The organism is Brachybacterium massiliense, from assembly GCF_900184245.1.
Classification (GTDB): Bacteria; Actinomycetota; Actinomycetes; order Actinomycetales; family Dermabacteraceae; genus Brachybacterium; species Brachybacterium massiliense.
In genome coordinates this window covers 1160818-1184164 of sequence record NZ_FXXB01000008.1, presented here as the reverse complement: position 1 = coordinate 1184164, position 23347 = coordinate 1160818, and the positions used below count along the sequence as shown (strand labels likewise).

The following is a 23347-nucleotide window of genomic DNA, read 5'->3' as shown; positions in this document are numbered from 1 at the left end:
GGAGCGACGATGACCCTCGCTGCCGCCGGAGGTCCTCCAGGAGCAGGAGCCGGCCCGTCGCCGCTCTCGACCATGTTCTCCGACCGCATCGGTGAGGAGGCCGCGGGCGGCGGGTCCGTGGATCCGAGCGTGGATCCGCTGGCCCGCGCCCTGCGGACCCTCGATTCGATCTCCTCGAGCGAGCTCGCCGCGGGCGAGTCCCTCCGCGCCGTGGCCGGTGTCCCGTCCGCGCCTCCGGGGGCGGTGACCCCCGACGCGCAGGGCCTCGTGGAGCCGGAGAGCGCGCCGACGCCGGGCTCCGCGCGGCGCGAGGAGATCCTCGACAGCGCCTCGGCCCTGTTCGCCGAGCGCGGGTACCACGGCGCGAGCCTGCGCGACATCTCCCGCCGCGTGGGCATCTCGCATCCGGGGATGCTGCACCACTTCTCCTCCAAGGAGGCGCTGCTGGGCGCGGTGGTGGACCGCCTCGAGGCGCATGCGCAGGGTCTGCTGGATTCGGCCGAGTCGCTGCAGGCCTCCCCGCAGGCGCTGCTGTCGGCGCTGGCCGGCCCGTGGGACCCGCGCAAGCACCCGATGGCGCTGCTGGCCACGCTCTCCGCCGAGATCGTCAACCCCGACCACCCTGGCCGCTTCCGGGTGGCCAGGCTGCGCCTGGTGCACGAGCACGTGCTCGAGAAGGTGCTCTCGGGTCTGGCCGAGAACGGCCGGCTGGTCGAGGGCGCGAACCCGCGGATGCTTGCCCGCACGTTGTTCTCGCTGCTGCTGAGCCTCGCGGTGCGCGAGCACACGGTGCGCGAGCTGCAGAACAGCGCCGAGGCCGATCCGATCGAGGACGTCCAGGAGTTCGTGCGCTACTGCGTCATCGACTGACACCGGAGTGTTATCCATGCCCTGACCAGGGATGATCGGGGTGCTGGTGGGTGGTGGCGCTGCGCAGCGGCCCGGTTCTCGCGCCCGAGGGTGGGCCGGGATCGCGGCCGGTCGGTAGACTCCCAGGCTGTGACCGCCTGCGGAGATGACCGATGAGCCTCGGTGCGATGCCCGAGCACTCCCCCTCCGTCCCTGCGGGGAGTGCCGAGCCCGTCCCGCCGAGCACCCGCGCCGAGCGGCCCCTGCGCCTGCAGCGCCTCGCGGGCATGACCGTATTGGGCAGCGACGGCAGGACCGTCGGCCGGGTGCGGGACATCTACCAGCAGGATGACAGCGGCGAGCTCGCCGCGATCACGGTGATGCCCCGCCAGCTGAGCTCGCGTGCGGTGCTGATCCCGTCGGCCGCGATCGCGGCCCTGCCCGCTGAGCCGCCCGAGGAGCCCGCCGAACCCCGCGCGGCCGACGCCGTGCAGCTGCGGATCGGGGCCGACGCCGCCCGCGCGGGCCTGCGCCCACCGGACACCGCCCACGCCACCGCCGAGCTGCTGCGCGAGGCGGAGACCGCCCTCGGACTCCGCGCCGGAGGGTGCGTCGACGCATGAGGCTGCTGCTGCTCACCCACTACTACGCTCCCGAGTTCGGCGCCCCGCAGCGCCGCTGGTCCGCTCTCGTGGGGCGCTTCATCGCCGCGGGGCACCGAGTCACCGTCGCCGCGCCCGTGCCGCACTACCCGGCGGGCCGGCCCACCCCGCTCCAGCGCCGTCTGCACCGGGTGGGCGCGGTCGAGACCGGCTCGCACGGCGAGACCGTGCTGCGCACCGCCTTCCTCCCGCACCGCGCCGACATCGGCACCCGCACCGCCGATCACGCCCTCGCCGCGGCCGATGCGCTGCGTCGCCTGCGGCAACGATTCTCCCGCCCCGGGACGCGGCCCGATGTCATCGTCGCCACCGCCCCCGCGATCCCCACCCTGCTGCTGGGCCGCACCCTCTCCGCGCTGTGGGGCGTGCCGCTGGTGGTCGAGATGCGCGATGCCTGGCCGGATCTGGTCACCCACGTCGGCCCCGCGGGCGCGATCACGCCCGAGGCCGCGGAGACCATGCACCGCAGCGCCCTGCGCCGTGCGCTGTCCTGGGGTGTGGCGCTCGCCAAGGGCGAGGTGCATCAGCAGGTCACTCGCTGGCAGAGCGGGGCTCGCGCCGTGGTCACGACCACCGGGCGCTTCGCCGAGGTGCTGCGCGAGCGGGGCGTGGGGATCGTGCACGTGGTGCGCAACGGCACCGACCTCTCCCTGGTGCCGCGCCAGCGCGACCATCTGCCCGGCGATCATCCCGAGCTGCGCTGCCTGTACCTGGGCAACATGGGCCGCTCCCAGGGCCTGGAGACGGTGGTGCGTGCCGCGGCTGCGCTGCGCGGCCAGGGCGTGGACGTGCAGGTGCGGATGGTGGGCCACGGGGTCGAGGCGGCGGAGCTCGCGGCGCTCGCCGTCGAGCTGGACGCCCCGGTCGAGGTGATCCCGCGGATCCCGCACCGTGAGGTGGGTGCGCAGTACGCCTGGGCGGATACCGTCATCGTGTCCCTGCGCGACTGGGCGCCGTTCGCATGGACCGTCCCGTCCAAGCTCTACGAGATGCTTGCGACGGGCCGGCACATCACTGCGCTGCTCGCGGGGGAGGCGGCCGACGTGGTGCGCGAGGCCGACGCCGGCGATGTGCTCCCGCCCGAGGACGTCGACGCGCTGGTCGAGCTGTGGCGCGGCATGGCCGCTGACCGCTCCCGTGCCGCGGTGCGGGCGAGCGGCAGGGCGTGGGTCGCCGAGCACGCCGATGACGATGTGCTCGCCGGCCGCTACCTCGCGATCCTCCAGGACGTGCTGCGGGGGTGAGGCCCCGTGGCGGGGCACGGTCCCGGGCCGGGCGCGGTCCTGGGCCGGGCGCGGTCCTGGTGCGGCCTACGATGGCCTGCATGACATCACCGGCCGAGGCGGGGCGGGGCAGCCGCCGGGCGGCCCCGGTGGGCCATGCCGCGATGCGCTCGGCGAACCTCAGCCTGCTGCTGCGCCACCTCCACACCCGCGGCGGTCGCTCCCGCGCCACCCTCTCCCAGGAGACGGGCCTGTCCAAGGCCGCGGTCACGTCGCTCGTGAACGATCTGGCCGTGCGCGGGCTGGTGCAGGAGGGAAAGGTGGAGCGCCTCGGCGCGGTGGGTCGCCCCGGCACCGAGGTGCGCATCGACCCTGGTCACGTGGCCGGCATCGGGCTCGAGCTGAACGTCGACTACCTTGCCGTGAGCCTGCGCGATCTGGCCGGCGCGGCGCGCTTCGCCGACTCCGTCCCCACGCCCTACGCCCTGGAACCTTCAGCGGCCGACGGGCGCTCCTACCCGCTGGACCCCGTGCTCGACCGCGCCGCCGAGCTGCTGCAGAGAGCCCTTGACGCCGCCGACGCGGAGGGGCTCTGGGTCGCGGGCGCCACCATCGCCCCGCCCGGCCCGATCGACTACGACGGCTCGCGGGTCCGCTTCGCCTCCAACCTCGGCTGGACCGACGTCCCCCTCGCCGAGGAGCTCGCACGACGCCTCGGCGAGGACTCTCCCGTGCTCGCCCTCGAGAACGACGCGAAGCTCTCCGCCCTCGCCGAAGCGCCGCGCCTCGCCCAGCGCGGCATCACCGATCTCGTCTACCTCACCGGCGACAAGGGAGTGGGTGCCGGCATCATCGCGGGCGGTCGTCTGCTCCGCGGCTGGTCCGGCTTCTCCGGTGAGGTGGGGCATATCGGGCTGGACCCGGCGGGGGAGCGGTGCCGCTGCGGGCGCCGTGGCTGCTGGGAGACGATGGTCGGCTTCGACACCGTCCTGGACGTGCTCGAGGCGGATGACCCCACCCGCTCCGGGCGCCTGCCCATGACCGAGCGTCTGGCACGGCTGCGCAGCCTGCTCGATGCGGGCCACGCCCCGCTGCATGAGCGATTCGAACGGCTCGCCGGTGACCTCGTACGCGGCGCGGGCGTGCTCGTGGACGTGCTGAACCCGCAGGCCATCGTGCTCGGCGGCTACTTCGCCTCCTTCGCGGACCTGCTCGTCCAGCCGGTCCAGTCCGCGCTGGATGCGCGCCTCCTCGCGGCCGACGGGCGGGTCGAGGTCAGCGCCTCCGCGCTCGGCCTCGACGCCGCCGCGGCCGGTGGTGCCGCCGTGGCGCTCGAGCGGGTGCTCGACGATCCCCTCCTCGCCCCGGAGCTCGAGGCCTGACCGCGCCCCGGTCAGCCCGGCCGTGCCCCCGTCCAGACCCCGTGAGCGTGACGAAACTGGGGGAATAGCCCCTGGATAACACCACTTTTGTCACTCTCGGACGTGGCGCGGGGCGTGAACCTCCCACCTGCTCGTCACGAGCCCCCGCGTGCCGGGCGAGTGTGACGAAACTGGGGGAATGGAGCCCGGATAACCCCATGTTTGTGACGCTCGCGTGGGGCGTGGGGCGTGGGGGCTGGTCCCACCCCCGCCGGGCCCTCCCTTGACACTCTTACCCACCCCCACCTAGTTTGTTCTGAACGTGAACGTTTTGGGGAAGCGAGCCCGGCGCACTCGGCGCAGCGCCCCTCCCCGTGGCGAAGGAGCGACGATGATCCAGTTCGGGACCGGTGGCTGGAGAGCCATCATCGGGGACGAGTTCACCCGGGAGAACGTGCGCCTGCTCGCGCAGGGGCTCGCGGACCGGATGCACGCCGAGGGTGTGGTCGAGCGGGGCCTGGTGATCAGCTATGACCGCAGGTTCCTCTCGGATGTCGCCGCGTGGTGGGCGATCGAGGTGCTGGCCGGCAACGGGATCCCGGTGCGGGTGATCACTCGCCCGGTGCCCACCCCGATGTGCATGTGGACCGTCAAGCAGACCGAGGCCGCGTACGGCATCGCCGTCACCGCCTCCCACAACCCGGCGCTGTACAACGGGCTGAAGATCTTCACCGCGGGCGGCCGGGACGCGGATCTCGGCGTGACTGACGAGCTCAGCGCGCACGTCGCGACCCTCACCGCCGAGGATGTCCGCTCCCTGCCCCCGCACGAGGTGCGCGGCAGCGAGCTGGTCACCGAGCAGAGCTCGATCAACTGGTACCTCGATGCGATCATCTCTCAGCTGGACCTCGACGCGATCCGCCACGCGCACCTGAACATCGTGCTGGACCCGATGTTCGGCGTGGCCCAGACCAGCCTGCAGACCATCCTGGTCAGCGCCCGCTGCCAGGTCGAGGTGATCAACGCCCGGCACGATCCGCTGTTCGGCGGGCGCATGCCGTCCCCGGCCGAGGGCAGCCTCTCGCCGCTGCGCCAGGCGGTGCTCGAGCACGGCGCGGATCTGGGGATCGCGACCGACGGCGACGCGGACCGTCTCGGAATCATCGATGACCAGGGCAACTACCTCAGCCCCAACCAGGTGCTGGTGCTGCTGTACGAGTACCTGCTCACCGGCAAGGGCTGGGAGGGGCCCGTGGTGCGGAACTTCTCGACCACGCATCTGCTGGACCGGGTGGCGGCCGCGCACGGGCAGGAGTGCCATGAGGTGCCCGTCGGCTTCAGGTGGATCAGTGCCAAGATGGCCGAGACCGATGCCGTGATCGGCGGGGAGTCCTCGGGTGGTCTCACGGTGCGCGGGCACATCCCTGGCAAGGACGGCATCCAGGCGGCCGGTCTGCTGGTGGAGATGGTGGCCCGCTCCGGCAAGAAGCTCTCCCAGCTGTACGCGGAGCTGGTGGAGCGGCACGGCGCGCTGGTGATGGAGGAGGCTGCCTACGGGTACACGCCTGAGCGTCGGGAGGAGCTGCAACGACGGATCTTCACCGAGCACGAGCTGCCGGCCTTCGACCGCGAGATCGCGCGGATCGCCTGGGAGGACGGCTGTAAGGTCTATTTCGCCGACGACTCCTGGCTGACCATCCGCTTCTCCGGCACCGAGCCCGTGATCCGCGTGTTCTCCGAGGCGGAGACCGCCGAGGGCGCCCGCGAGCTCTCGCGCACCGTCGCCGACCACTACGACCTGGGAGCATGATGACCCCCGCCGACGCCCCGTCCACCGCCGACGCCGCCACCCCCCCGCCGACGCCCCGTCCACCGCCGACGCCGCCACGCCCGCCCACGCCCCTGCCATCACCACCGCCGTGCTCCTCGCCCGCGGGCTCGGCAGCCGCATGCGGGCCGCCGGAGGGTCAGATCTCACCCCCGCGCAGGCCGCCGCGGCGGCGTCGGGCCACAAGGCGCTCATGCCGATCGGCGAGCATCGCCTGATCGACTACTCGCTCAGCGCTCTGGCCGACGCCGGCATCCGCAGGGCCGTGCTCGTGGTCGCGCCCGAGCACGAGGAGTTCGCCCAGCACATCGCGCAGCTCGCCCCCACCCGGCTCGAAGTGCTCTTCGCCGTGCAGCAGGAGCCGCGCGGCACGGCCGACGCCGTCGCCTCGGCCCGCGACGCCGTGGCGGGGGAGCCGTTCATCATGGTCAACGGCGACAACCTCTATCCCGGCGAGGGGATCGCGCGCCTGCTGCAGGCGACGGGCAGCGCCCTGCTCGGCTTCGAGCGCGCCGCCCTGGTGGCGCGCAGCAACATCCCTGCCGATCGCATCGCCGCCTTCGCCTTGATCGAGCAGACCGAGGGCCGGCTCGAGCGGATCGTGGAGAAGCCCGACGCGGATACCCTCGCCGCCGCGGGCGAGGACGCGCTGGTGAGTATGAACGCTTTCGCCTTCACCCCGGAGATCTTCGAGGCGTGCGCGCGGATCGAGCCGTCCCCGCGCGGGGAGCTCGAGATCGTCGACGCCGTGCGCGAGCTCGGGACGGTGCAGGTCATCCCCTTCGCGGGCGGGGTGCTGGACCTCTCGCGCCGCGATGACATCGATGAGGTGGAGCGTCGTCTGGCAGGCACCGAGGTCGCTCTGTGAGGCGCGGACCGATCACCTGGGAGATGCCCGGGCGGATCGAGGTGCTCGGCAAGCACACCGATTACGGCGGCGGCCGCGTGCTGGTCTGCGCCGTGGACCGCGGCCTCACCGTGCGCGCCGAGGAGATCCCCGGAAGCCCCGGCACCCTCGAGGCCGTGAGCGAGGCCTATCCGGGCACTCTCCACCTCGCAGCGGGCACCATCCCGGAGCTCCCGGCGGGGCACTGGGGGCGGTACGTCCACACCGTCCTCGCCAGACTCACCGACAACTTCGGCCCCTTGCCTGCCGCGCGCCTCACCGTCGCCTCGACCCTGCCGCCGGCCTCGGGGATGTCCAGCTCCTCGGCGGTGATCACCGGCGCCGCGATGGCGCTCGCGGATCTGGCCGGGATCAGCACCTCCGAGACGTGGACCGCGCAGCTGCCGGACCGGATGAGCCTTGCCGGGTACGCCGCCTCGATCGAGAACGGCAAGACCTTCAAGTCGTTCGCGGGCCGGCCCGGCGTGGGCACCAGCGGCGGCTCGCTGGACCACACCGGCATGCTCGCGAGCGAGGCGGGCCAGATCTCCTACGCCCAGTTCGATCCGATGCGGCTGATCGGCCGGGTCCCGCTGGGACAGGAGTGGTCCTTCGTGGTGGCCGTCAGCGGCGTGCTCGCCGAGAAGACCGGCGCCGCCCAGGAGCTCTACAACCGCGGCCCCGCTCTGCTGAACGCCCTGGTGGAGCGCTGGAACACCCGCACCGGCCGCGCCGATGCCTCCGTGCACGCGGCGCTGCGCTCTCTGGTGGGAGAGGACCTCGAGGCCCCGCTGCTGCCGGGCGTGGATCTCACCACGCCCCTGCCCGCGGGCGGCGCGCTCGGCGACTCCCCGCTCGCGCTCGATGAGCGGCTCGCCCCGCTGCGCGCCCTCGCGGCCGACGGGACCGAGCGCGACCGCCTGGATCAGTTCCTGCTCGAATCCGCGGTGCTCGTGCCCCGCGCGCACGACGCCCTGGCATGCGGCGATCTCGACGCCTTCGCCGTCGCGACGGCGACCTCGCAGCAGCTCGCTGAGACCCACCTGCGCAATCAGGTACCGCAGACCCTCGAGCTGGCCCGGATCGCCGGCCAGCTCGGCGCGCAGGCGGCCTCCGCCTTCGGTGCGGGGTTCGGCGGGAGCGTCTGGGCTCTCGTGCCGACGGCCGACGCCGACGAGTTCGCCGCCGCCTGGCGGGAGCGCTACCTCCGCGCGGAGGACGCCCCGGAGACCGCGAGCGTGCTCGTCACCCGCCCCGGCGCCCCCGGCCGGCGCGTGTAGGCCCTGCTCACCTTCCCCCGTGGAGCTTCCCTGTGGCCCTCCCCGTGGGTCTTCCCGCTGGCCTTCCCGCCGAGTGCGACAAAAGTGGGGTTATGAGCACCCGATAACCCCAGGTTTGTCGGGCGGGCGTGGGCCGGGCCGACGAGGGCCTCGGCCTTGCTCGGGCCTCGGCCCGGCTCAGGCGTCGGGCTCGGCGCCGCGCACTGCGCGGAAAGCGGGGAGCACCACCTCGTCGCGCAGCGCTTCACGCAGCGCGGCGGGGGCGAAGCCGTTCTCGAGCCCGGTCAGGACCACGTGCTCGAGGTCCGCGAGCGTCCAGTCGAAGGTCTGCGCCACCCGCAGCATCTCCCGTGAGGTGCTGGTGCGGCTCATCAGGCGGTTGTCGCTGCTGAGGGCGAGGGCGAAGCCGTGGCGGTGGAGGCGGTCCACGGGGTGGTCCGCGAGTTCGGTCGCGATGCCGGTCTGCAGGTTGGAGCTGGGGCACACCTCGAGGCAGATCTGCGCTCGATGCACGCGCTCGGCGACGGTGCCGAGCGCGGCGCTCTCGACGTCGCCGCCTGTGATGTCCTCGATCAGGCGCACGCCGTGGCCGAGCCGTTCGGCGCCGCAGTCCAGGGCGTCGGCGATCGAGGAGGGCCCGTCGGCCTCCCCGGCATGGATCGTCACCCGCACGCCCGCTGCGCGCGCCGCCTCGAACTGGGCACGGAACCAGGAGGCGGGGAAGCCCTCCTCCGGCCCGGCGAGGTCCAGTCCCACCACACCGGAGTCGCGGCGGGCGATGGCGATCTCCACCAGGTCATCGGTGGGGTCGAGATGACGCAGGTAGCACAGCAGCTGACCCACCACGATCCGCTTCCCGGCGGCCTCCGCCGCGGCGACGCCCTCGTCGAGCCCGTCCTGGACGGCCTGGACCGCCTCGTCCAGGCTCAGCCCGCCGCCGGTGTGCTGGTGCGGGGCCCACCGGGTCTCGGCGTACACGACTCCGTCGGCCACCATGTCCTCCACGAACTCGCGAGCGATCCGGCGCAGCTGCGGAGCTGTCTGCATCAGCGCCACGGTGCGCTCGAAGGTGGAGAGGTAGGCGGGAAGGGAGCCGGAGTCGGCGGCGGTGTGGAACCAGTCGGCAACGGACTGGGCGTCCGGCGGCTGCGCCTCGTCGCCGGTGGCGGTGCCGGGCACTTCGAGGCCGAGCTCGCGGCTCAGCTCGAGCACGGTCTGCGCACGCAGCCCGCCGTCGAGGTGATCGTGCAGGGCGACCTTGGGCAGGGCGCCGACGAGAGCAGGGGTGAGATCCATCGGTGCAGGATACGGCGTGGCGACGATCGGTGGCAGCTCAGACGATGGAGAGGGTGGCGGCGCCGTCCGGCGCGATACCGAGCCCATGAACCGAGAAGTCGATCGTGTTCGCGGTGAAAGCGCACCCGAGGGCCATCTCCATGGCGGGCACCACGTTCTCCATCACGGCGTCGACAGCCTCCGCGAACGCGGCGCCCTGGCGGATGCTCACCGACGCGCGGATGATGGCGGTGGTCGAGCAGCTCACTCTTTCTGAGCGCGAGGTGGTCATCCGCTTCCTGCAGGGGCTGAACCAGTCGCTCGAGGAGTTCGGGCAGGCGCCGGCCCCACAGGCCGCTGATCCTGCCGGCGGATCCGATGACCGCGCAGTGGCGCCCGCGCGGGGCAGTGCGGCCGCGCCGGAGGTGTCCTGGTGACGGGCAGGATCCCGCCGCGCACCCTGTGGGTGGGATACGGCCGGCTGGGGGCACGCGTGGGAGAGGAGCTCCTGTCGCGCTGCGGCCGCGGATCCCGCGCCGCTGCTCACCGAACAGGATCCCCCCTCCGCTCGCAGCGAGCGCGCCCGGGCGCTGAGGGAGGGGGAACGGATCGCCGAGGACCTGTTCGGCGCGCTCGTGGTGAGGCCGGCCGGGATCTACGGCCCGGGCCGCGACCGCCTGCTGCGTACGGTGCTCAGCGATCTGGTCCACCCGGACTTCCGCAGCGGCTACGCGCAGATGCTCCAGCAGGAGCACTGACGTCCGCCCGGCGCTTCCGGCGGCGCTGGGCGCGACCATGCGGTCGCGTTGTTGATCGCCGCTGCGGGCATCTGGTACACCCGTTCTCAGGAGCCATCGACGTCAGCTCCCGCTGTGGAGGCCGCCGTCCGTGCGAGGGCGCGGGTCCGCCGTGCCCGGGGTGGTCGTGGACGCTGGGAGGCAGAGCATGGAGCGCTCGAGCGAGAACTCGGAGGCTGCGGATCCCGCCGCAGGGGTGCGGGTGCTGCTGGTCGCCGATCCCGGGCTGCCCACGCGCCGGGCCGAATCGATCCAGGAGGACCTCCAGCAGCTGCTGAACGAGGTGTACAGCCCACCGATCGAGCTGGAGGTGCGCACCGCGATGCTGCGGCTGCGTGCGGACGGGTCGCTCGACCTGTCCCAGGCGCTCGACCAGGCACGCTCCATCGGCGAGCCGGACGCGGTGCTGCTGCTCACCGAGATTCCGCGGGTGCAGGACGGCAGGCCGCTGATCGCCGAGATCTTCCCCGAGCACAACATCGCGGTGGTCTCCTGCCCCACCTTGGGAGTGCTCACCTCTCGCCGACGCATCCTCGACACGCTGATGGCCTGCACGGTGCGGATGAAGTCCACGCGCGAGGAGCGCGACTCCTCCCGCTACGAGCGGCGCTGGGCGCACTGGCAGGAGGTGACCGGGGCCGAGGAGCACCAGCTGATGCTGGGCTCGCGAGGGATCGGCGGCGCACGCACCGTGGCGGGGATGGTGACCGGGAACGAGCCGCTGCGCACCGCACCGAAGCTCTCGAAAGCGCTCGCGGCAGCGTCCGCCACGGGAGCGTTCGGCATCTTCTACTCCTCGATCTGGTCGATGTCGATGCACCTGAGCCCGCTGAGGCTGCTCGGCATCGGGGCGCTTGCGATGGTCGCGATCACCGCCTGGCTGATCCTCGGCAACCGCCTGTGGGACAGCCCGAAGCGAGCGGGGCTGTCGAGGGTGGTGCTGCTGTACAACCTCTCGACCGTGCTCACTCTGCTGACGGTCGTGGCGCTGCTTTATATGGCGCTGGTGGCGGCGATCTTCATCGGCGCGGTGATCGTGATCGACCCGGAGTATCTCGCCTCGGTGCTCGAGCAGGAGCCCACCGTGGCCAGATACCTCGACATCGCGTGGTTGAGCGCGGCGATGGGCGTGGTGGCCGGCGCGCTCGGCTCGAGCTTCGACGACGACACGGATCTGCGACAGATCACCCACGGGCAGCGGGAGCGCCAGCGGCAGTACACGGAGGAGGAGTCGGGGGAGTGAGGCGCCCTGGTGGGCCGACGGGACTGCCCGAGTGGCGTGGCCGTCACCGCGGCGAGGGACGCGAGCACCTGATACCGAACCCGTCCCCTTCGAGGTGTCTCAGGCGGGCAACGACCTGCACGGCCCCAGGGCGGTGCGCGCCCGGGGTAGATCGAGGACGACCCGAACATCACCGAGGAACGGTTCTTCGGCAACCCCACCTGCTCCTACCGCCCCCTCGCGCCGGTGCGCGTGATGCGGGAGCTGGAGGACTGGCCCCGCCACAGCGGGGCGAGCGTGCGGGCGATGCGGGAAGGGCGCGCGAGGCTGCGGGCCGACGGGACTGAGGAGATCATCGACCGGTCCGCAGATCGACAGTCGATTCCGGAAGGGCAACCTCTGCGAGAACTTCAGCGGATAGAGACGCGAAGTTCCTGAAGCACGCGGAGCTCATGCTTGTTTACGGCACCGTCCACTGCGGCAACGAGTTCAGCGACTTCGACGAGGTCGCTCTTGTCGCCGGAGACAGATCGGACCTTGGCCCACACGGCAGAGGGTTCCAGATCGATGACTTGAGAGAACTCCTCATCGACGAGGTTGTGATGTGCCTCGAGCTTCTGCACCAAATGCTGCAGGAGCACGGTCTCGTCCTCAGACGTCTTCCCGTCAGCACGGATGACGGTCAAAGCCACCCACAGCAGCAGATGAGGGTTCCGGCTGCGGGCACACAGCTTGTCAGCGATCTCGATGATCCTCGCTTCATTGCGAAAGATCGTTCGTGCATGAGTGCCGATCACCTTCGTCGAGTAAAAATTGATGCTAGCAGCGAGAGGGATGCCGACGAGCGGAATCCCGATCTTGATGATGTTGCGCTGGAGCAGGTGCCGCCCGACAACAGGCAGAGCCCGGACAGCGGCGAGGTTCGGGCCGGAGATAAAACGCTTGACCATGGGGCGAACCATGAGCGGAACTATCCTCATCGCACCGCCGCCGACGGCTTCGCTCACCTTGATCCCGAACGCCACTCGGATCAACTTCCACAGATCCTCGGGATCCGCCAGATCCAACGGGACGCGGTACAGGACAGCGATGTCGTACGCGAGGTGCATCTGGAGACGGGTGAGGTAGGCGATGTCCACCATCACCGAGGCTACCCCTGCAGGAACTGCGACCGGGGACGCACCACCGGCGGAGCCGATGGTGGCAGCGACAGCGCCGGTGTACGCGCCGGCAGAGATCACGCCTTCGAGCGATGCGTAGCGGGCGGCGAGCCGGATGCGCTGATCGACGATGTTGTCAGCTGGCAATCCCGGGTACTTCGTCTGGAAATACTGCCAATCGACCTTCTCGGTGTAGCTCTGCAGCGCGTAGGCGCACAGCTTCTCGAACCAGTTGCCTGAACGGATATCCGCCATGGACAGCGTGTCCACGAACTCTCGGAGCTTCGCATGTTCCCGTTCGACGGCCTCCCGCTCTGCGTCATCGGCAGCACCGCCGAGACCGACGGGCTCATCCAGAAGATCCTGTTCGCTGGCCTGATCTTCTCGCCTGGTATCCGACATCCTGAGTCCTTGAGTGGGCTGGTGCGGGGTGATGGGGAGTTCGTGCGAGGGGCTCGCTCTGAAAGGATAGCTGCAAGCCCCTCGCGCAGAAGGAAGGAACCTCAGAGGTTCTCGATCGCGTAGTCGGCCTCTTCCTGGGTGAACTGACCGCCGTACTCGGAGGTCAGCTGGTCGTGGATCGCGTCAGGAGACATCGCCATCTCCTCCTGGTAGACCTTCGCGGACTCCAGGGCGTTCTCCTTCCAGTCAGCGTCGACGTTGTCGATCGCGTACTGCGCCTCGTCCTCGGTGAATTGGCCGCCGTACTCGGAGGTGAGCTGATCGAAGATGCCCTGCTTCGACATGTGCAGGGTGTCTGAGTAGGTCTCGGCGGACTTCAGCGCGTTCTCGTTCCAGTCCGCATCGATGTTGTCGATCGCGTACTGCGCGGCCTCCTCCGAGAACTGATCGAACTCCGAGGTGAGCTGATCGAAGATCGCCTGCTTCGACATGTTCATCAGATCCGAGTACGTCTCGGCAGAGGTCAGCGCAGAGGTGAACTCAGCCGGCACATCCTTCGCGGGAGCCTCTTCCTCGGCCTCCTCGGCCGGCGCCTCGTCCTCGACGACATCCTCCTCGACGGCCTCGTCCGCAGCGGCCTCCTCGGCGGGAGCCTCCTCCTCGGTGACCGACTGCGCGGGGGCCGCGTCATCGGAGCTATCGCTGCTGCTGACCATCAACACCGTGCAGCCGCCGAAGACCAGGATCGCCAGCAGCGCGAGAAGGCCGCAGCCCAGGGCGATGAACTTGCCCTTGCCACCCTTCTTGGGCGCGGCCGGGGCGGACTGCCCGGGAGCAGCACCGCCGGGGGCTGGTGGGCTGCGGGGTCGTTCTGGGGCTGGTACTGCCCCTGCGGGTCCGTGGTGGACATGAGCACTCCTGTCTCGGTTCTCGGGCGCACGACGACGCCCCATGGGGTAGGGGGAAACAGCCGAAGGGGTGGCGCCGGCGTCAGATCGAACCGGTGTGCCGCACTGCAGTCCTTCGGCGTCGGAGCGCCTGTCCAAGAGAGGAGCGCCGAGTGATCCCATCTTCATCTACCGATGGGACAGACGAAGATGGAACGCCGTGTGGCGATGGCGACACCTGTCCTTTTTCCACTGCGGCCAGGAAAGTCTGGGGACCTACGTCCTGCGGGCGGCAGGGGAGGGGCGACGCCCCGACGCCACACCCCCGTTCCCCTGCCTCCAGCTCGGCCTCGGCTACATCCCGGGCCGTGTCTTGGTCGCCTTCTTCATGCTGCCGCGCCACTACGACAGCGAGATGGTCACCGCCCACGCGTGCCTGGGCAAACGTTTCGGCTCGAGCGCCCAGACCACCGCCGGAATCAGGTTCCCGGTCACCCGCCTGATGGCCGACGGCATTCGCGTGATCGCCGCCGCGATCCCGTTGAAGGTCATCCTCGACGGCCTCGGCGTGGACCTCTCCTCCTTCGCGATCACCGTGATCCTCTCCGTGGTCACCATCCTGTACAGCTTCATCGGCGGAATCACCGCCGTGGTGTGGGTGGACGTGGTCCAGATGCTCCTCTACGTCGCCGGCGGCATCATCGCGATCCTCATCGTCGCCTCGAGCATCGGCATTGACTGGCTCGGCGCCGCGGCCGACGCCGGCAAGACCCAGATGTTCGCGTGGTCCGGCAATCCCCTCAGCGCCGACGATTCCTTCCTCGTCTCCCTGCTGGGCGGCGCCGTGTTCGCGATGGCCTCCCACGGCTCGGACCAGCTCGTGGTCCAGCGCCTGCTGGCCTGCCGCTCCAAGGCCGAGGCGCAGAAGGCGATCATCGTCTCCGGCGTGATGGTCACCGTGCAGTTCGGGGTCTCCCTGCTGGTGGGGCTCGCACTGTGGGCTGGTAGGCGCCACCGCCCCGGCGGAGCTGGGCCTGACCCGCGACGACGAGATCTTCCCCCTGTTCATCGTCGAGGCGATGCCCACGGGCCTGTCCGGGCGGCTGCTGGCCGGCATCCTCGCCGCCGCGATGTCCACCCTGTCCTCCTCGCTGTCCGCCCTTAGCTCTTCCACCGTCACCGACGTGGTCGCCAAGCTGAGCCGCGCCCCGATGAGCGATGCGCAGGGCCTGCGGATCGGGCGCTGGGCCACGATCGGCTGGGGACTCGCGTTCATCGCCCCCGCCGCGATCTTCCGCTCCGACGAGGGCAACATCGTGGTGCTCGCCTTCGACGTCGCCGGCATTACCTACGGCGGGCTGCTCGGCGCGTTCCTGTTCGGGATCGTGAACAAGCGCGCCCGCGCGACCGACGCCAACATCGCTTTCGTGATCGCCGTCGCGGTCAACGCGTTCTTCTTCGTCATTATGAGGGGAACTCGCCGTCGAACCCGAGTTGACCAGCGACGGGCAACGAATCAGTAACGTACTCGAGTTGGGGCCGTTCGTCCTGGTCACAGAATATTTTCCCTGAGATGCTTGAATCATGTTGCATCTGTGGAAGCGCAGGTTCTTCACTCCCTCAGCGCCCTCGACGAAAACTGCCCCGCTCGCTGTGACCACCGGATTCGGTGGGCGTCGCACATCGGGATCAGGCAGAACCTCCGTGATCCAGTACCTGCCTCCCGCCGCTCAACGGGTACGGCTCACGATCCGCAACTGGAATCCGAGGTATGTCTTCGCAGACCAGCGGGCCGTGGCATTGATCGAGGTGAAGATCGGGCGGCACACCGGGGACGGCAGGGGCACGGGCTGGGTGGAGCTTCCGGCTGGAGCGACTGCCTATGACTCCGGATGGACTGATGTGCCCGCATCATTCAGGGGAGCAGAGATCGTCCTGCAGTACCGATGGGAAGGCCGAGACGTCGTGAGATGCCTGGGCACCGGGTGGACCGACGGTGTACGCGACCCGTTTCCCCCGTTGTTCTCCTGGTTCGAGGTCGAAGTGCCGACATCGACACCTGTGGTCGCTGTCTTCGGCTCATCCACTGCGGCGGGAGTCGGGGCGGAGCGGCCGCTCATCGATTCCTGGTTCGGGCTGTGGGCGCGTGAACACGGAGTCGTGCCGATGTTCGTCGCGCATTCGGGCGACAAGGCACTGGCGTGGTCCTCGGTCTCCAATCGGAAGTGGAGCCTCTACGGCGACGAGGCCGTGCCGGTGGACGCAGTGCTGTACGCCATGGGGTCGAATGATTGGGCCGAGAGAGTGAGCCTCGCTGTCTTGCAGCACAGGGTGGAGACCACCATCGGGGGGATCCGCGTACGGACAGACGCCCCCATCTTCGGTACGACGATCACGCCGCGACGAAAACGCCCGCCCAATGAGCAGACGCGCATCGCCTATAACGAATGGCTGCAGGAATCCGGACTCTTCGCAGGAGTCATAGATCTCGCTGCTGCGGTGTCTCTGCCCGATGGAACCCTCGACCCGGCCGTGGATCATGACGGCACCCACGTGAACCCTCGGGGGCATGCGCGGCTCGCGGCAGCGGTCCCGCCGTCGGTGATGCATGCGGTTGCTTCTCGGCGCTGCAGGCAGGGACGCAGGAGGCTGTGCCCTCACCCCCGATAGGCGATCACCGTGCCGGCGGCCGTCCACCCAGCGGGGCGAGTGGTCGGCCCCAGAGAGGCAGGGCCGCTCGTGCCCCTCGCGAAGCTCCATGGAGCTGCCGTGATCGCGTGAAGTGCGCGTGACGCGTGGAAGGTACTGTCTCCCCAGCAACTCGGCGAGGGGCGAGGGAGCGGAAAGCGATCCATGAACGATGAAGCACGCGCGACTGCTGCGGCACAGCCAACACCGGGAGACGCCGGCACCTCTTTGGAGACGGAGAAATCGGAGCATGTGAAGGCCGCGGCACGGCGTGGCCGCTCCCGTCGCTCACGGCGGAACCTCACGCTCCAGGGCGGGACGCTTCTCGGCCTGATCCTCCTGTGGTGGCTGATCACCGCGTTGAAGCTGATCGACCCGCTCTACCTGCCCAGCCCGCAGGCCGTGCTGGGAGCGTTTGTCGACGCGAACCGCTGCCTCGTGGTGGACGAGGCCTCCGGCCGCACGGTCTGCGGAGTCCAGAACTACTACCTCTGGGAGCACCTGATCGCTTCGCTCCAGCGCATCGGGGTGGGCGTCTCCCTCGCCGCGCTCGCCGGCATCCTCCTCGGATTCCTGATGAGCCTGTGGGAGCCGGCGAACACCGCACTGGCGCCATATCTGAACTTCCTGCGCGCGCTCCCGCCGCTGGGGTACATCGGCCTGATCATCGTGTGGGTGGGGATCGGGGACACCTCGAAGTACCTGCTGCTCTTCCTCGCCGCGTTCCCGCCCATCGTCATCGCGACCATCGACGGAGTGCGCGGTGTGCGGGAGGACTACCTCTCAGCGGCGCGGAGCATGGGAGCAGGCACCACGCAGGTGGCGCGCTTCGTCGTGCTCCCCGCTGCGACGGCGTCGATCATCTCCGGTGTTCGCCTCGCTGTCGGCTTCGCCTGGACCACCGTCGTCGCCGCCGAGCTCAACAACGGCATCCCGGGGATCGGCGGACTCGCCTACATCTCCGGCACCCAGCTCAACACCGCACTCACCATCGCCTGCATCATCGTGATCGGCATCGTCGCAGTCACCCTCGACGGCGTCATCCGGTGGATCGGCGGCCGCCTGGTGCCCTGGCACGGAAAGGTCTGAACAACGTGAATGCCCCCTTTCACCCCTTGGCGCGCAACACCGCCATGCGCGTCGCCGCCGCGGCGCTCGGCCTGACCCTGGCGCTGAGCGGCTGCGTCCAGTCCGGCCGCACCAGCCACCCGGACAACTTCGCGGGCGAGATCGGCTGCCCTGTCGAGCCGGACCCCAGCATCACCACCTCGGCACGCATCGCCTGGCAGGCCATCCCGAACGGCGACCTCGTGGTCAAGGACCTCGAGCTCCTGGAGGCCTGCATGCCCGAAGCGGACATCTCCTGGCTCAAGATGAACTCCGGCGGCGACGTCATCCAGGCCTTCGGCTCCGACTCCCTGGACATCTCCCAGGTCGGCTCGAGCCCGGCGGTGAAGTCCGCCTCCCCGCCGCTGTCCAAGGACATCAAGGTGCTCTGGATCAGCGACGTGATCGGGGACGCCGAATCCCTCGTGGTCAAGGACCCGGAGGTCGAGGAGCTTGCCGACCTCTCCGGCAAGACGATCGCCGTGCCATTCGGCTCCACGGCGCACTACTCCCTGCTCACCGCGCTGGGCGAGGGCGGGCTGCTCGGAGATGTTCGGGTCATCAACCTCGCCACCGACGCGATCCTCGCCGCCTGGCAGCGGGACGAGATCGACGCCGCCTGGGTCTGGGAGCCGACCCTCTCCGAACTCCTTACGAACGAAGGTCACACCATCCTCTCCAGCGAGGACAGCGCCGGACTCGGTGCTCCCACCTATGACCTGATCGCCGGGACGGAGACCTTCGTCGAGGAGAACCCGGAGTTCATGCGGATGTGGACGATCGTCCAGGCCGAGGGCACCCGGCTGCTGAACGAGGAACCGGACGCCGCAGCCACCTCCATCGCCGTGCAGCTCGGCATCTCGCAGGAGGAGGCGGAGAAGCTCCTGGCGGGATACATCTATCCCACGCTCGAGGAGCAGGAGGGCCCGGACTACTTCGGCGGGGAGGGACTCTCGGGGGCGCTCCTGGGCACCGCAGAGTTCCTCGAGGAACAGGGCGAGATCGATGCCCTCGCCGAGGAGGGCACCTACGCCGAGATGCCCTACGGCGAGGCGATCGAGGAGGTGGCCCGATGAACGACGCAGCAGCTCACGAGCCGGTGGTCACCCTGGAGGACGTCTCCCAGCGCTTCGTCACCGACGCAGGCGATGTGGTCCATGCGCTCGCCGAGACCGACCTGAGGATCCCCCAGGGGCAGTTCGTCAGCGTGGTCGGCCCCTCCGGCTGTGGGAAGACGACGCTGCTGAAGATCATCGCGGGCTTCCTGACCCCGACGGGCGGCACCGCGCGATACCGCGGGACGACGATCACGAAGCCCGGCGCCGAGCGCGGGGTCGTGTTCCAGCAGCCCAACCTCTACCCCTGGTACTCCGTGCGCGACAACGTGGCGTTGGGGATGCGCATGCGCAAGGTGGGCAAGAAGGAACGCGCGGAGAAGGCGCAGCGGTACCTCGACCTGGTGGGGCTCAGCGACTTCGGTGACGCCAAGCCCTACGAGCTGTCCGGAGGGATGCAGCAGCGCGCACAGATCGCCCGCGTGCTCGCCAACGAGACTGACGTGATCCTCATGGACGAGCCCTTCGGCGCTCTCGACGCGATCACCAGGGCGAAGCTGCAGGCAGATCTGCTCGCGATCCAGCGCGCCGAACAGCGCACGGTCTTCTTCATCACCCACGACGTCGACGAAGCGGTGTTCCTGGGGGACCGCGTGCTGGTGATGAGCGCGCGACCGGGCCGCGTGGTGCTCGACCAGCCGGTGATGCTCTCCGCGCAGGCGGGGCGGATGCTCGGCGAGGAGATGCGCCGGACCCCGGAGTTCATCGAGCTGAGGGAGAAGATCGCCGGAGCGATCGAGCACTGAGGACGGCTCGACCACAGGCGGGAGAGGGGTCCGAGACGAAGCGGCGGCCGAGGCCGGTAGTCTCATCGTCGTGAACTCCCTTCCCGTGCACGCCTCTCGGCGGATGACGTCGATGGTGGCCAGGGCACGGCAGAGTGGGCCGCGCACCCTCCGGAACGCCCGCACGCTGGGTGCTTCCGCCGTGCAGCATCTGATCGACGATCCTGCCCTCTTCGCCGTCCAGATCAGCCGCAGGATGCCGCTCGCCGCCCGGGTGGGAGCGGGTCGGACCCTCACTCTGCTCGGAGCACTCGTCCCTCGCGGAGCTGGAATCTCCTCGCTGGGAGCGTTCATGGCGGGAGACATCGACCGGGCGAGCGAGATCGTCGAGGAACCTGGCAGCTCCACCGCACTGAAGGGCGAGGTCGCCATTCTTCTTGGCCGGCCCGACCTGGTCACGGAGGAATCATCGCCCTCGACCCGAGCGCGCGCCGCCTGGGCGATGGGCGATCTCAGCGGTGCGGTGGCGATCCTCGACTCCGCGGGTCGAGGGACGTCTCCCCAGGCGCGCCGACTGCGCAGCGAACTGCATCTGTTGACGGCCGGCCACAGAGTCGAGGCGCCGCGGAACGCCGTTCACCGCACGCGTGCTGCACGAGGTGAGCGCCTGCGGGTGCTGCATCTGATCACGAACTCCCTGCCTCACACCCAGTCCGGATATGCGCTGCGCACGCACAACATCCTTCGAGGGCTGCGGGATCACGGGATCGACTCCCTCGCCCTCACCCGCACCGGGTACCCGGTGATGATCGGCAAGCCCTGGTGCGCCGACGAGGATGTGGTCGACGGGATCCACTACCGCCGAGCTCTGCCCGCGAAACTGGCGAGCACGCCCGAGGGGCGCCTCCGGCAGGAGGTCGAGGAAGCACTCGAGCTCGTGAACGAGTTCCGCCCCCATGTCCTGCATGCCACGACGGACTACAGGAATGCCCTGGTCGCCCAAGCCGTTAGCGAGGCGACCGGGATCCCGTGGCTGTTCGAGGTCCGCGGGTTGATGGAGCAGACGTGGATCGCGAGTCACCGCATCGAGGAGCTCCGGCAGGTCGCGGCGGACTCGGAGAAGGTGCGGCGGATCGTCGAGCAGGAGAGCGGACTCGCGCGCGAGGCAGGTGCAGTGGTGACCCTGTCCCGGACGATGGCCGAGACGCTGAACGATCGAGGCGTGCCGGCGGAGCGGATGTCCCTGGTGCCGAACGGGGTCGATGCCTCGCTGCTGGAGGAGCGACTCGATCCCGCCGAGGCACGTGCGAGGCTCGAGCTGCAGCTTCCCGGCGACGCGCTGGCGGTTGGCTCGGTGAGCGCCCTCGTCGACTACGAGGGACACGACGTCCTGCTGCGAGCGATTGCCCACATCCTCGCGGATCACAGCGTCCCGGATCAGCTCAAGGAACGCCTGTACGTGGTGATCGTCGGCGACGGCGTCACCGCGCCTCATCTCGCCGAGCTCGCCGCCGGGCTCGGCCTGAGCGACCGGCTGGTGATGCCGGGACGGGTGCCCCGCTCACAGGCTCGAACCTGGGTGCAGGCGCTCGACCTCGTGGCGGTGCCGCGGAAGGACTTCGAGGTCACGCGCACGGTGACGCCGCAGAAGCCGGCGGAGGCGATGGCTCTGGGACGGCCCGTGGTGGCGAGCGACCTTCCCGCGCTCCGCGAGACGCTCATCGGCGCGGGCGGAGAGAATCTCGGAGTCCTCGTGCCCCCGGAGTCACCGCGAGAGCTGGCGACGGCGATCCACGATCTGCTGGACGACGATGCCCGGAGAGCCGATCTGGGCACCCGCGGCAGAGCGGCAGCGATGGATCGCACGTGGCCAGCCATGATGAAGCGCTACGAGGTCGCGTATCGTGCCCTCGTGGAGAAAACGGCCGAGGGGACCCGACGTGGCGAATGAGGTGAAGAGCTACTCCGAGGTCGCGCGCGCGCTCGAGGCTCGAGGGCAGGATCCGAGCGGTCTTTTCCCCTTCGGGGGCATGCCGCCTCTGCCGGAGTACCTGCGCCAACTGTGGGATCGCCGGCACTTCATCTGGTACGACTCCCGCCGCCGTGCCGCCACCCAGAACACCCGCAACATCCTCGGGAACCTCTGGCTGGTGATCCGCCCGATGATGGATGCCGCGTTCTACTACCTCATCTTCGCGGTGCTGCTCGAGGTGGATCGCGGTATCGAGAACTTCCCGGCCTTCCTCGTCATCGGGATCCTGATGTTCCAGGCGACCAGCAGCGCCTTCTCCTCCGGCGCGAACACGATGCGCGGCGCGAAGTCGATGCTCCGAGCCTTCTCGTTCCCGCGCGCCGCGATCCCCATCTCGAACGTGCTCCAAAGCGGTCTCACCGCGGTCATCACCACGGCGGCGATGTGCGTGGCGATCATGCTCGTGCCCCCGCATGCCCTGCCTCAGGTCACCTGGCCTCTGCTGATCCCGATCTTCCTGATGCACCTGCTGGTCAACCTCGGCATCACCTTCATCACCGCTCGCATCGGATTCCACTTCCCGGACATGACGAACCTGATGTCCATCATCAGCCGCATGCTCCGCTACGGATCCGGCGTCATGTTCCCCATCGAACGCTTCGTCAGCGACCCGACCATCCGCGAGATCGTGATGCTCAACCCGCTGTTTCGGGTCATCGACATGTCCCGCACTGTGCTCATCGACGGCGCCGTGCCGGACATGAAGTCCTGGCTGATCCTCGGAGCCTGGGCGGTGCTGCTGCCGCTCGGAGGCTTCATCTTCTTCTGGCGAGGGGAGGAGAGCTATGGCCGAGAACTCCGCTGAGACCTGGACGCAGCCAGGGGAGCAGGAAGCCGGCATCTCGAGCAACCTCTGGGTGCCGCCGGAGCACTCCCCACTCACCGTGGTCGCGCACAGCGTGCGCATGCGCTACAAGGTCCCCCGCACCGATCGCACTCCGCGGAAGGGCCTGCTGGGCAAGCTGGCCCGCCGCCGCCACATGGTCTCCGTCTCCGCTGTGCGGGGTGCTGACCTCACGGCACGGGAAGGGGAGTTCATCGGCATCATCGGTCGGAACGGCTCCGGGAAGTCGACCCTCCTGCGCATGCTCGCCGGCGTCGAACCGCCCACCTCCGGCGTGGTCATGACGAGCGCACGGCCGCAGCTGCTCGGAGTGAGCGCCGCGCTGATCGGAGATCTCACCGGGGCCGAGAACATCAAGATGGGGTTCCTGGCGCTGGGGATGTCTCCCGAGCAGGCTGAGGAGCAGTTCGACGCGGCCGTCGAGCTCTCCGCTCTCGGCGAGGCAATCGATCTTCCGATGCGCACGTACTCCTCGGGAATGGCTTCCCGGCTGAAGTTCGCGATCTCCGTGATGGCCGATCCGAAGATCCTCATGATCGACGAGGCGCTGTCCACGGGAGACGCCGCGTTCGCCGAACGATCGGCGAAGAAGATGGACGACCTGCTGGAGAAGGCCGGCACCGTGTTCATGGTGAACCATGCTCCCCGCACGATCGAGAACGTCTGCTCTCGCGTGATCTGGATGGAGAAGGGGCGCATCGTCATGGATGGCGACACCAAGGAGGTATCCAGCAAGTACCGCACCTTCGCCTACTTCCTGGCGAAGGAGCGCGACGAGGAAGCCTTCCAGCACTTGCGAGAGTGCATCACCGAAGGTGCGGCGCAGCGCAAGGCCGCGCATCTGACCCTGCCGAGCTACAAGGAGAAGGCGCCGTCGGACGGCGTCCCCGAGCTCGAGCCGGACCCCTTCGCCCAGATCTTCGAACGTGAGATGAAGGCCCAGCCCTTCCCGGGAGCGATCCTGCCCTCGGACGACGAGCGCTGACGCGTCGCCACACGGCGGC

23 protein-coding genes and 1 pseudogene are annotated in these 23347 nt (G+C 69.6%); 19 read left to right on the top strand and 5 right to left on the bottom strand.

Features of this window, described 5'->3' with window-relative positions; genetic code table 11:
• The first annotated feature begins 9 nt into the window (after positions 1-9).
• From BN4251_RS15325 to BN4251_RS15295, 7 genes are all read left to right on the top strand, one after another.
• Positions 10-870, top strand: a complete 861-nt coding sequence (locus BN4251_RS15325) for a TetR/AcrR family transcriptional regulator (RefSeq protein ID WP_087485892.1) — start codon at positions 10-12, stop codon at positions 868-870.
• Between the two features lie 167 nt (positions 871-1037).
• Entirely contained in the window at positions 1038-1472 is a 435-nt protein-coding gene (locus tag BN4251_RS15320) for a PRC-barrel domain-containing protein (RefSeq protein ID WP_170931996.1), read from the top strand.
• The gene (locus BN4251_RS15315) at positions 1469-2755 is read left to right on the top strand and encodes a glycosyltransferase family 4 protein (protein ID WP_087485890.1); all 1287 of its coding nucleotides are present in this window, start codon (positions 1469-1471) and stop codon (positions 2753-2755) included. Before BN4251_RS15320 ends, BN4251_RS15315 begins: the two co-directional genes overlap by 4 nt.
• 80 nt (positions 2756-2835) lie before the next feature.
• Complete coding sequence (locus tag BN4251_RS15310; RefSeq protein ID WP_087485889.1) at positions 2836-4116, top strand: ROK family transcriptional regulator; 1281 nt, start codon at positions 2836-2838, stop codon at positions 4114-4116.
• A 370-nt stretch (positions 4117-4486) separates the two neighbouring features.
• Complete coding sequence (locus BN4251_RS15305) at positions 4487-5905, top strand: phosphoglucomutase/phosphomannomutase family protein (RefSeq protein ID WP_087485888.1); 1419 nt, start codon at positions 4487-4489, stop codon at positions 5903-5905.
• Positions 5906-6014: 109 nt separating this feature from the next.
• Positions 6015-6791 carry a sugar phosphate nucleotidyltransferase gene (locus BN4251_RS15300; RefSeq protein ID WP_245810381.1) on the top strand — a complete coding sequence of 259 codons (777 nt, stop codon included), beginning with the start codon at positions 6015-6017 and terminating at the stop codon, positions 6789-6791.
• Positions 6788-8089 (top strand): GHMP family kinase ATP-binding protein, encoded by a 1302-nt coding sequence (locus BN4251_RS15295; protein WP_245810380.1) that lies wholly within the window; start codon positions 6788-6790, stop codon positions 8087-8089. The genes BN4251_RS15300 and BN4251_RS15295 overlap by 4 nt, the downstream gene beginning before the upstream one ends.
• A gap of 177 nt (positions 8090-8266) precedes the next feature.
• On the opposite strand, the gene BN4251_RS15290 is transcribed toward BN4251_RS15295, so the two are convergent.
• On the bottom strand, positions 8267-9385 hold the full coding sequence (locus BN4251_RS15290) for an adenosine deaminase (protein WP_087485887.1): 1119 nt from the start codon (positions 9383-9385) through the stop codon (positions 8267-8269).
• Between the two features lie 37 nt (positions 9386-9422).
• Positions 9423-9656 carry a hypothetical protein gene (locus BN4251_RS15285; RefSeq protein WP_140398462.1) on the bottom strand — a complete coding sequence of 78 codons (234 nt, stop codon included), beginning with the start codon at positions 9654-9656 and terminating at the stop codon, positions 9423-9425.
• 343 nt (positions 9657-9999) lie between these two features.
• Here BN4251_RS15285 and BN4251_RS18920 point away from each other — a divergent pair, with 343 nt between their 5' ends.
• From BN4251_RS18920 to BN4251_RS19020, 3 genes and pseudogenes are all read left to right on the top strand, one after another.
• The gene (locus BN4251_RS18920) at positions 10000-10122 is read left to right on the top strand and encodes a hypothetical protein (protein ID WP_281255320.1); all 123 of its coding nucleotides are present in this window, start codon (positions 10000-10002) and stop codon (positions 10120-10122) included.
• Positions 10123-10309: 187 nt separating this feature from the next.
• Complete coding sequence (locus tag BN4251_RS15270; protein ID WP_087485884.1) at positions 10310-11404, top strand: hypothetical protein; 1095 nt, start codon at positions 10310-10312, stop codon at positions 11402-11404.
• Positions 11405-11554: 150 nt separating this feature from the next.
• Positions 11555-11611 (top strand): annotated as a pseudogene (locus BN4251_RS19020) (NAD(+)--rifampin ADP-ribosyltransferase); the annotation flags it as partial.
• On the opposite strand, the gene BN4251_RS18915 reads toward BN4251_RS19020, so the two are convergent.
• The 3 genes from BN4251_RS18915 to BN4251_RS15260 form a co-directional block, all read right to left on the bottom strand.
• Positions 11611-11739, bottom strand: coding sequence for a hypothetical protein (locus BN4251_RS18915; RefSeq protein ID WP_281255319.1), 129 nt, complete (start codon positions 11737-11739; stop codon positions 11611-11613). The pseudogene BN4251_RS19020 and the gene BN4251_RS18915 overlap by 1 nt on opposite strands.
• Before the next feature lie 54 nt (positions 11740-11793).
• Positions 11794-12945, bottom strand: a complete 1152-nt coding sequence (locus BN4251_RS15265; RefSeq protein WP_212647625.1) for a TerB family tellurite resistance protein — start codon at positions 12943-12945, stop codon at positions 11794-11796.
• A 101-nt stretch (positions 12946-13046) separates the two neighbouring features.
• Positions 13047-13898, bottom strand: coding sequence for an Ltp family lipoprotein (locus BN4251_RS15260; protein ID WP_087485883.1), 852 nt, complete (start codon positions 13896-13898; stop codon positions 13047-13049).
• 307 nt (positions 13899-14205) lie between these two features.
• On the opposite strand from BN4251_RS15260, the gene BN4251_RS18910 reads away from it, so the two are divergent.
• The 9 genes from BN4251_RS18910 to BN4251_RS15220 all read left to right on the top strand — a co-directional run bounded on the left by BN4251_RS18910 (position 14206) and on the right by BN4251_RS15220 (position 23328).
• Positions 14206-14997 (top strand): sodium:solute symporter family transporter, encoded by a 792-nt coding sequence (locus tag BN4251_RS18910; RefSeq protein ID WP_281255318.1) that lies wholly within the window; start codon positions 14206-14208, stop codon positions 14995-14997.
• Positions 14912-15355, top strand: coding sequence for a sodium:solute symporter family transporter (locus tag BN4251_RS18905; RefSeq protein WP_281255317.1), 444 nt, complete (start codon positions 14912-14914; stop codon positions 15353-15355). The genes BN4251_RS18910 and BN4251_RS18905 overlap by 86 nt, the downstream gene beginning before the upstream one ends.
• Before the next feature lie 181 nt (positions 15356-15536).
• Positions 15537-16502, top strand: coding sequence for an SGNH/GDSL hydrolase family protein (locus BN4251_RS15250; protein WP_170931995.1), 966 nt, complete (start codon positions 15537-15539; stop codon positions 16500-16502).
• Positions 16503-16685: 183 nt separating this feature from the next.
• Positions 16686-17609, top strand: a complete 924-nt coding sequence (locus tag BN4251_RS15245; protein ID WP_087485881.1) for an ABC transporter permease — start codon at positions 16686-16688, stop codon at positions 17607-17609.
• 5 nt (positions 17610-17614) lie between these two features.
• Positions 17615-18703, top strand: a complete 1089-nt coding sequence (locus BN4251_RS15240) for a taurine ABC transporter substrate-binding protein (RefSeq protein WP_212647624.1) — start codon at positions 17615-17617, stop codon at positions 18701-18703.
• Complete coding sequence (locus tag BN4251_RS15235; protein WP_087485880.1) at positions 18700-19488, top strand: ABC transporter ATP-binding protein; 789 nt, start codon at positions 18700-18702, stop codon at positions 19486-19488. Before BN4251_RS15240 ends, BN4251_RS15235 begins: the two co-directional genes overlap by 4 nt.
• A gap of 70 nt (positions 19489-19558) precedes the next feature.
• Positions 19559-21418, top strand: a complete 1860-nt coding sequence (locus BN4251_RS15230; protein ID WP_170931994.1) for a glycosyltransferase family 4 protein — start codon at positions 19559-19561, stop codon at positions 21416-21418.
• A gap of 1 nt (position 21419) precedes the next feature.
• Entirely contained in the window at positions 21420-22304 is an 885-nt protein-coding gene (locus BN4251_RS15225) for an ABC transporter permease (RefSeq protein ID WP_170931993.1), read from the top strand.
• Entirely contained in the window at positions 22285-23328 is a 1044-nt protein-coding gene (locus BN4251_RS15220) for an ABC transporter ATP-binding protein (RefSeq protein WP_087485877.1), read from the top strand. The genes BN4251_RS15225 and BN4251_RS15220 overlap by 20 nt, the downstream gene beginning before the upstream one ends.
• Positions 23329-23347 lie beyond the last annotated feature (19 nt).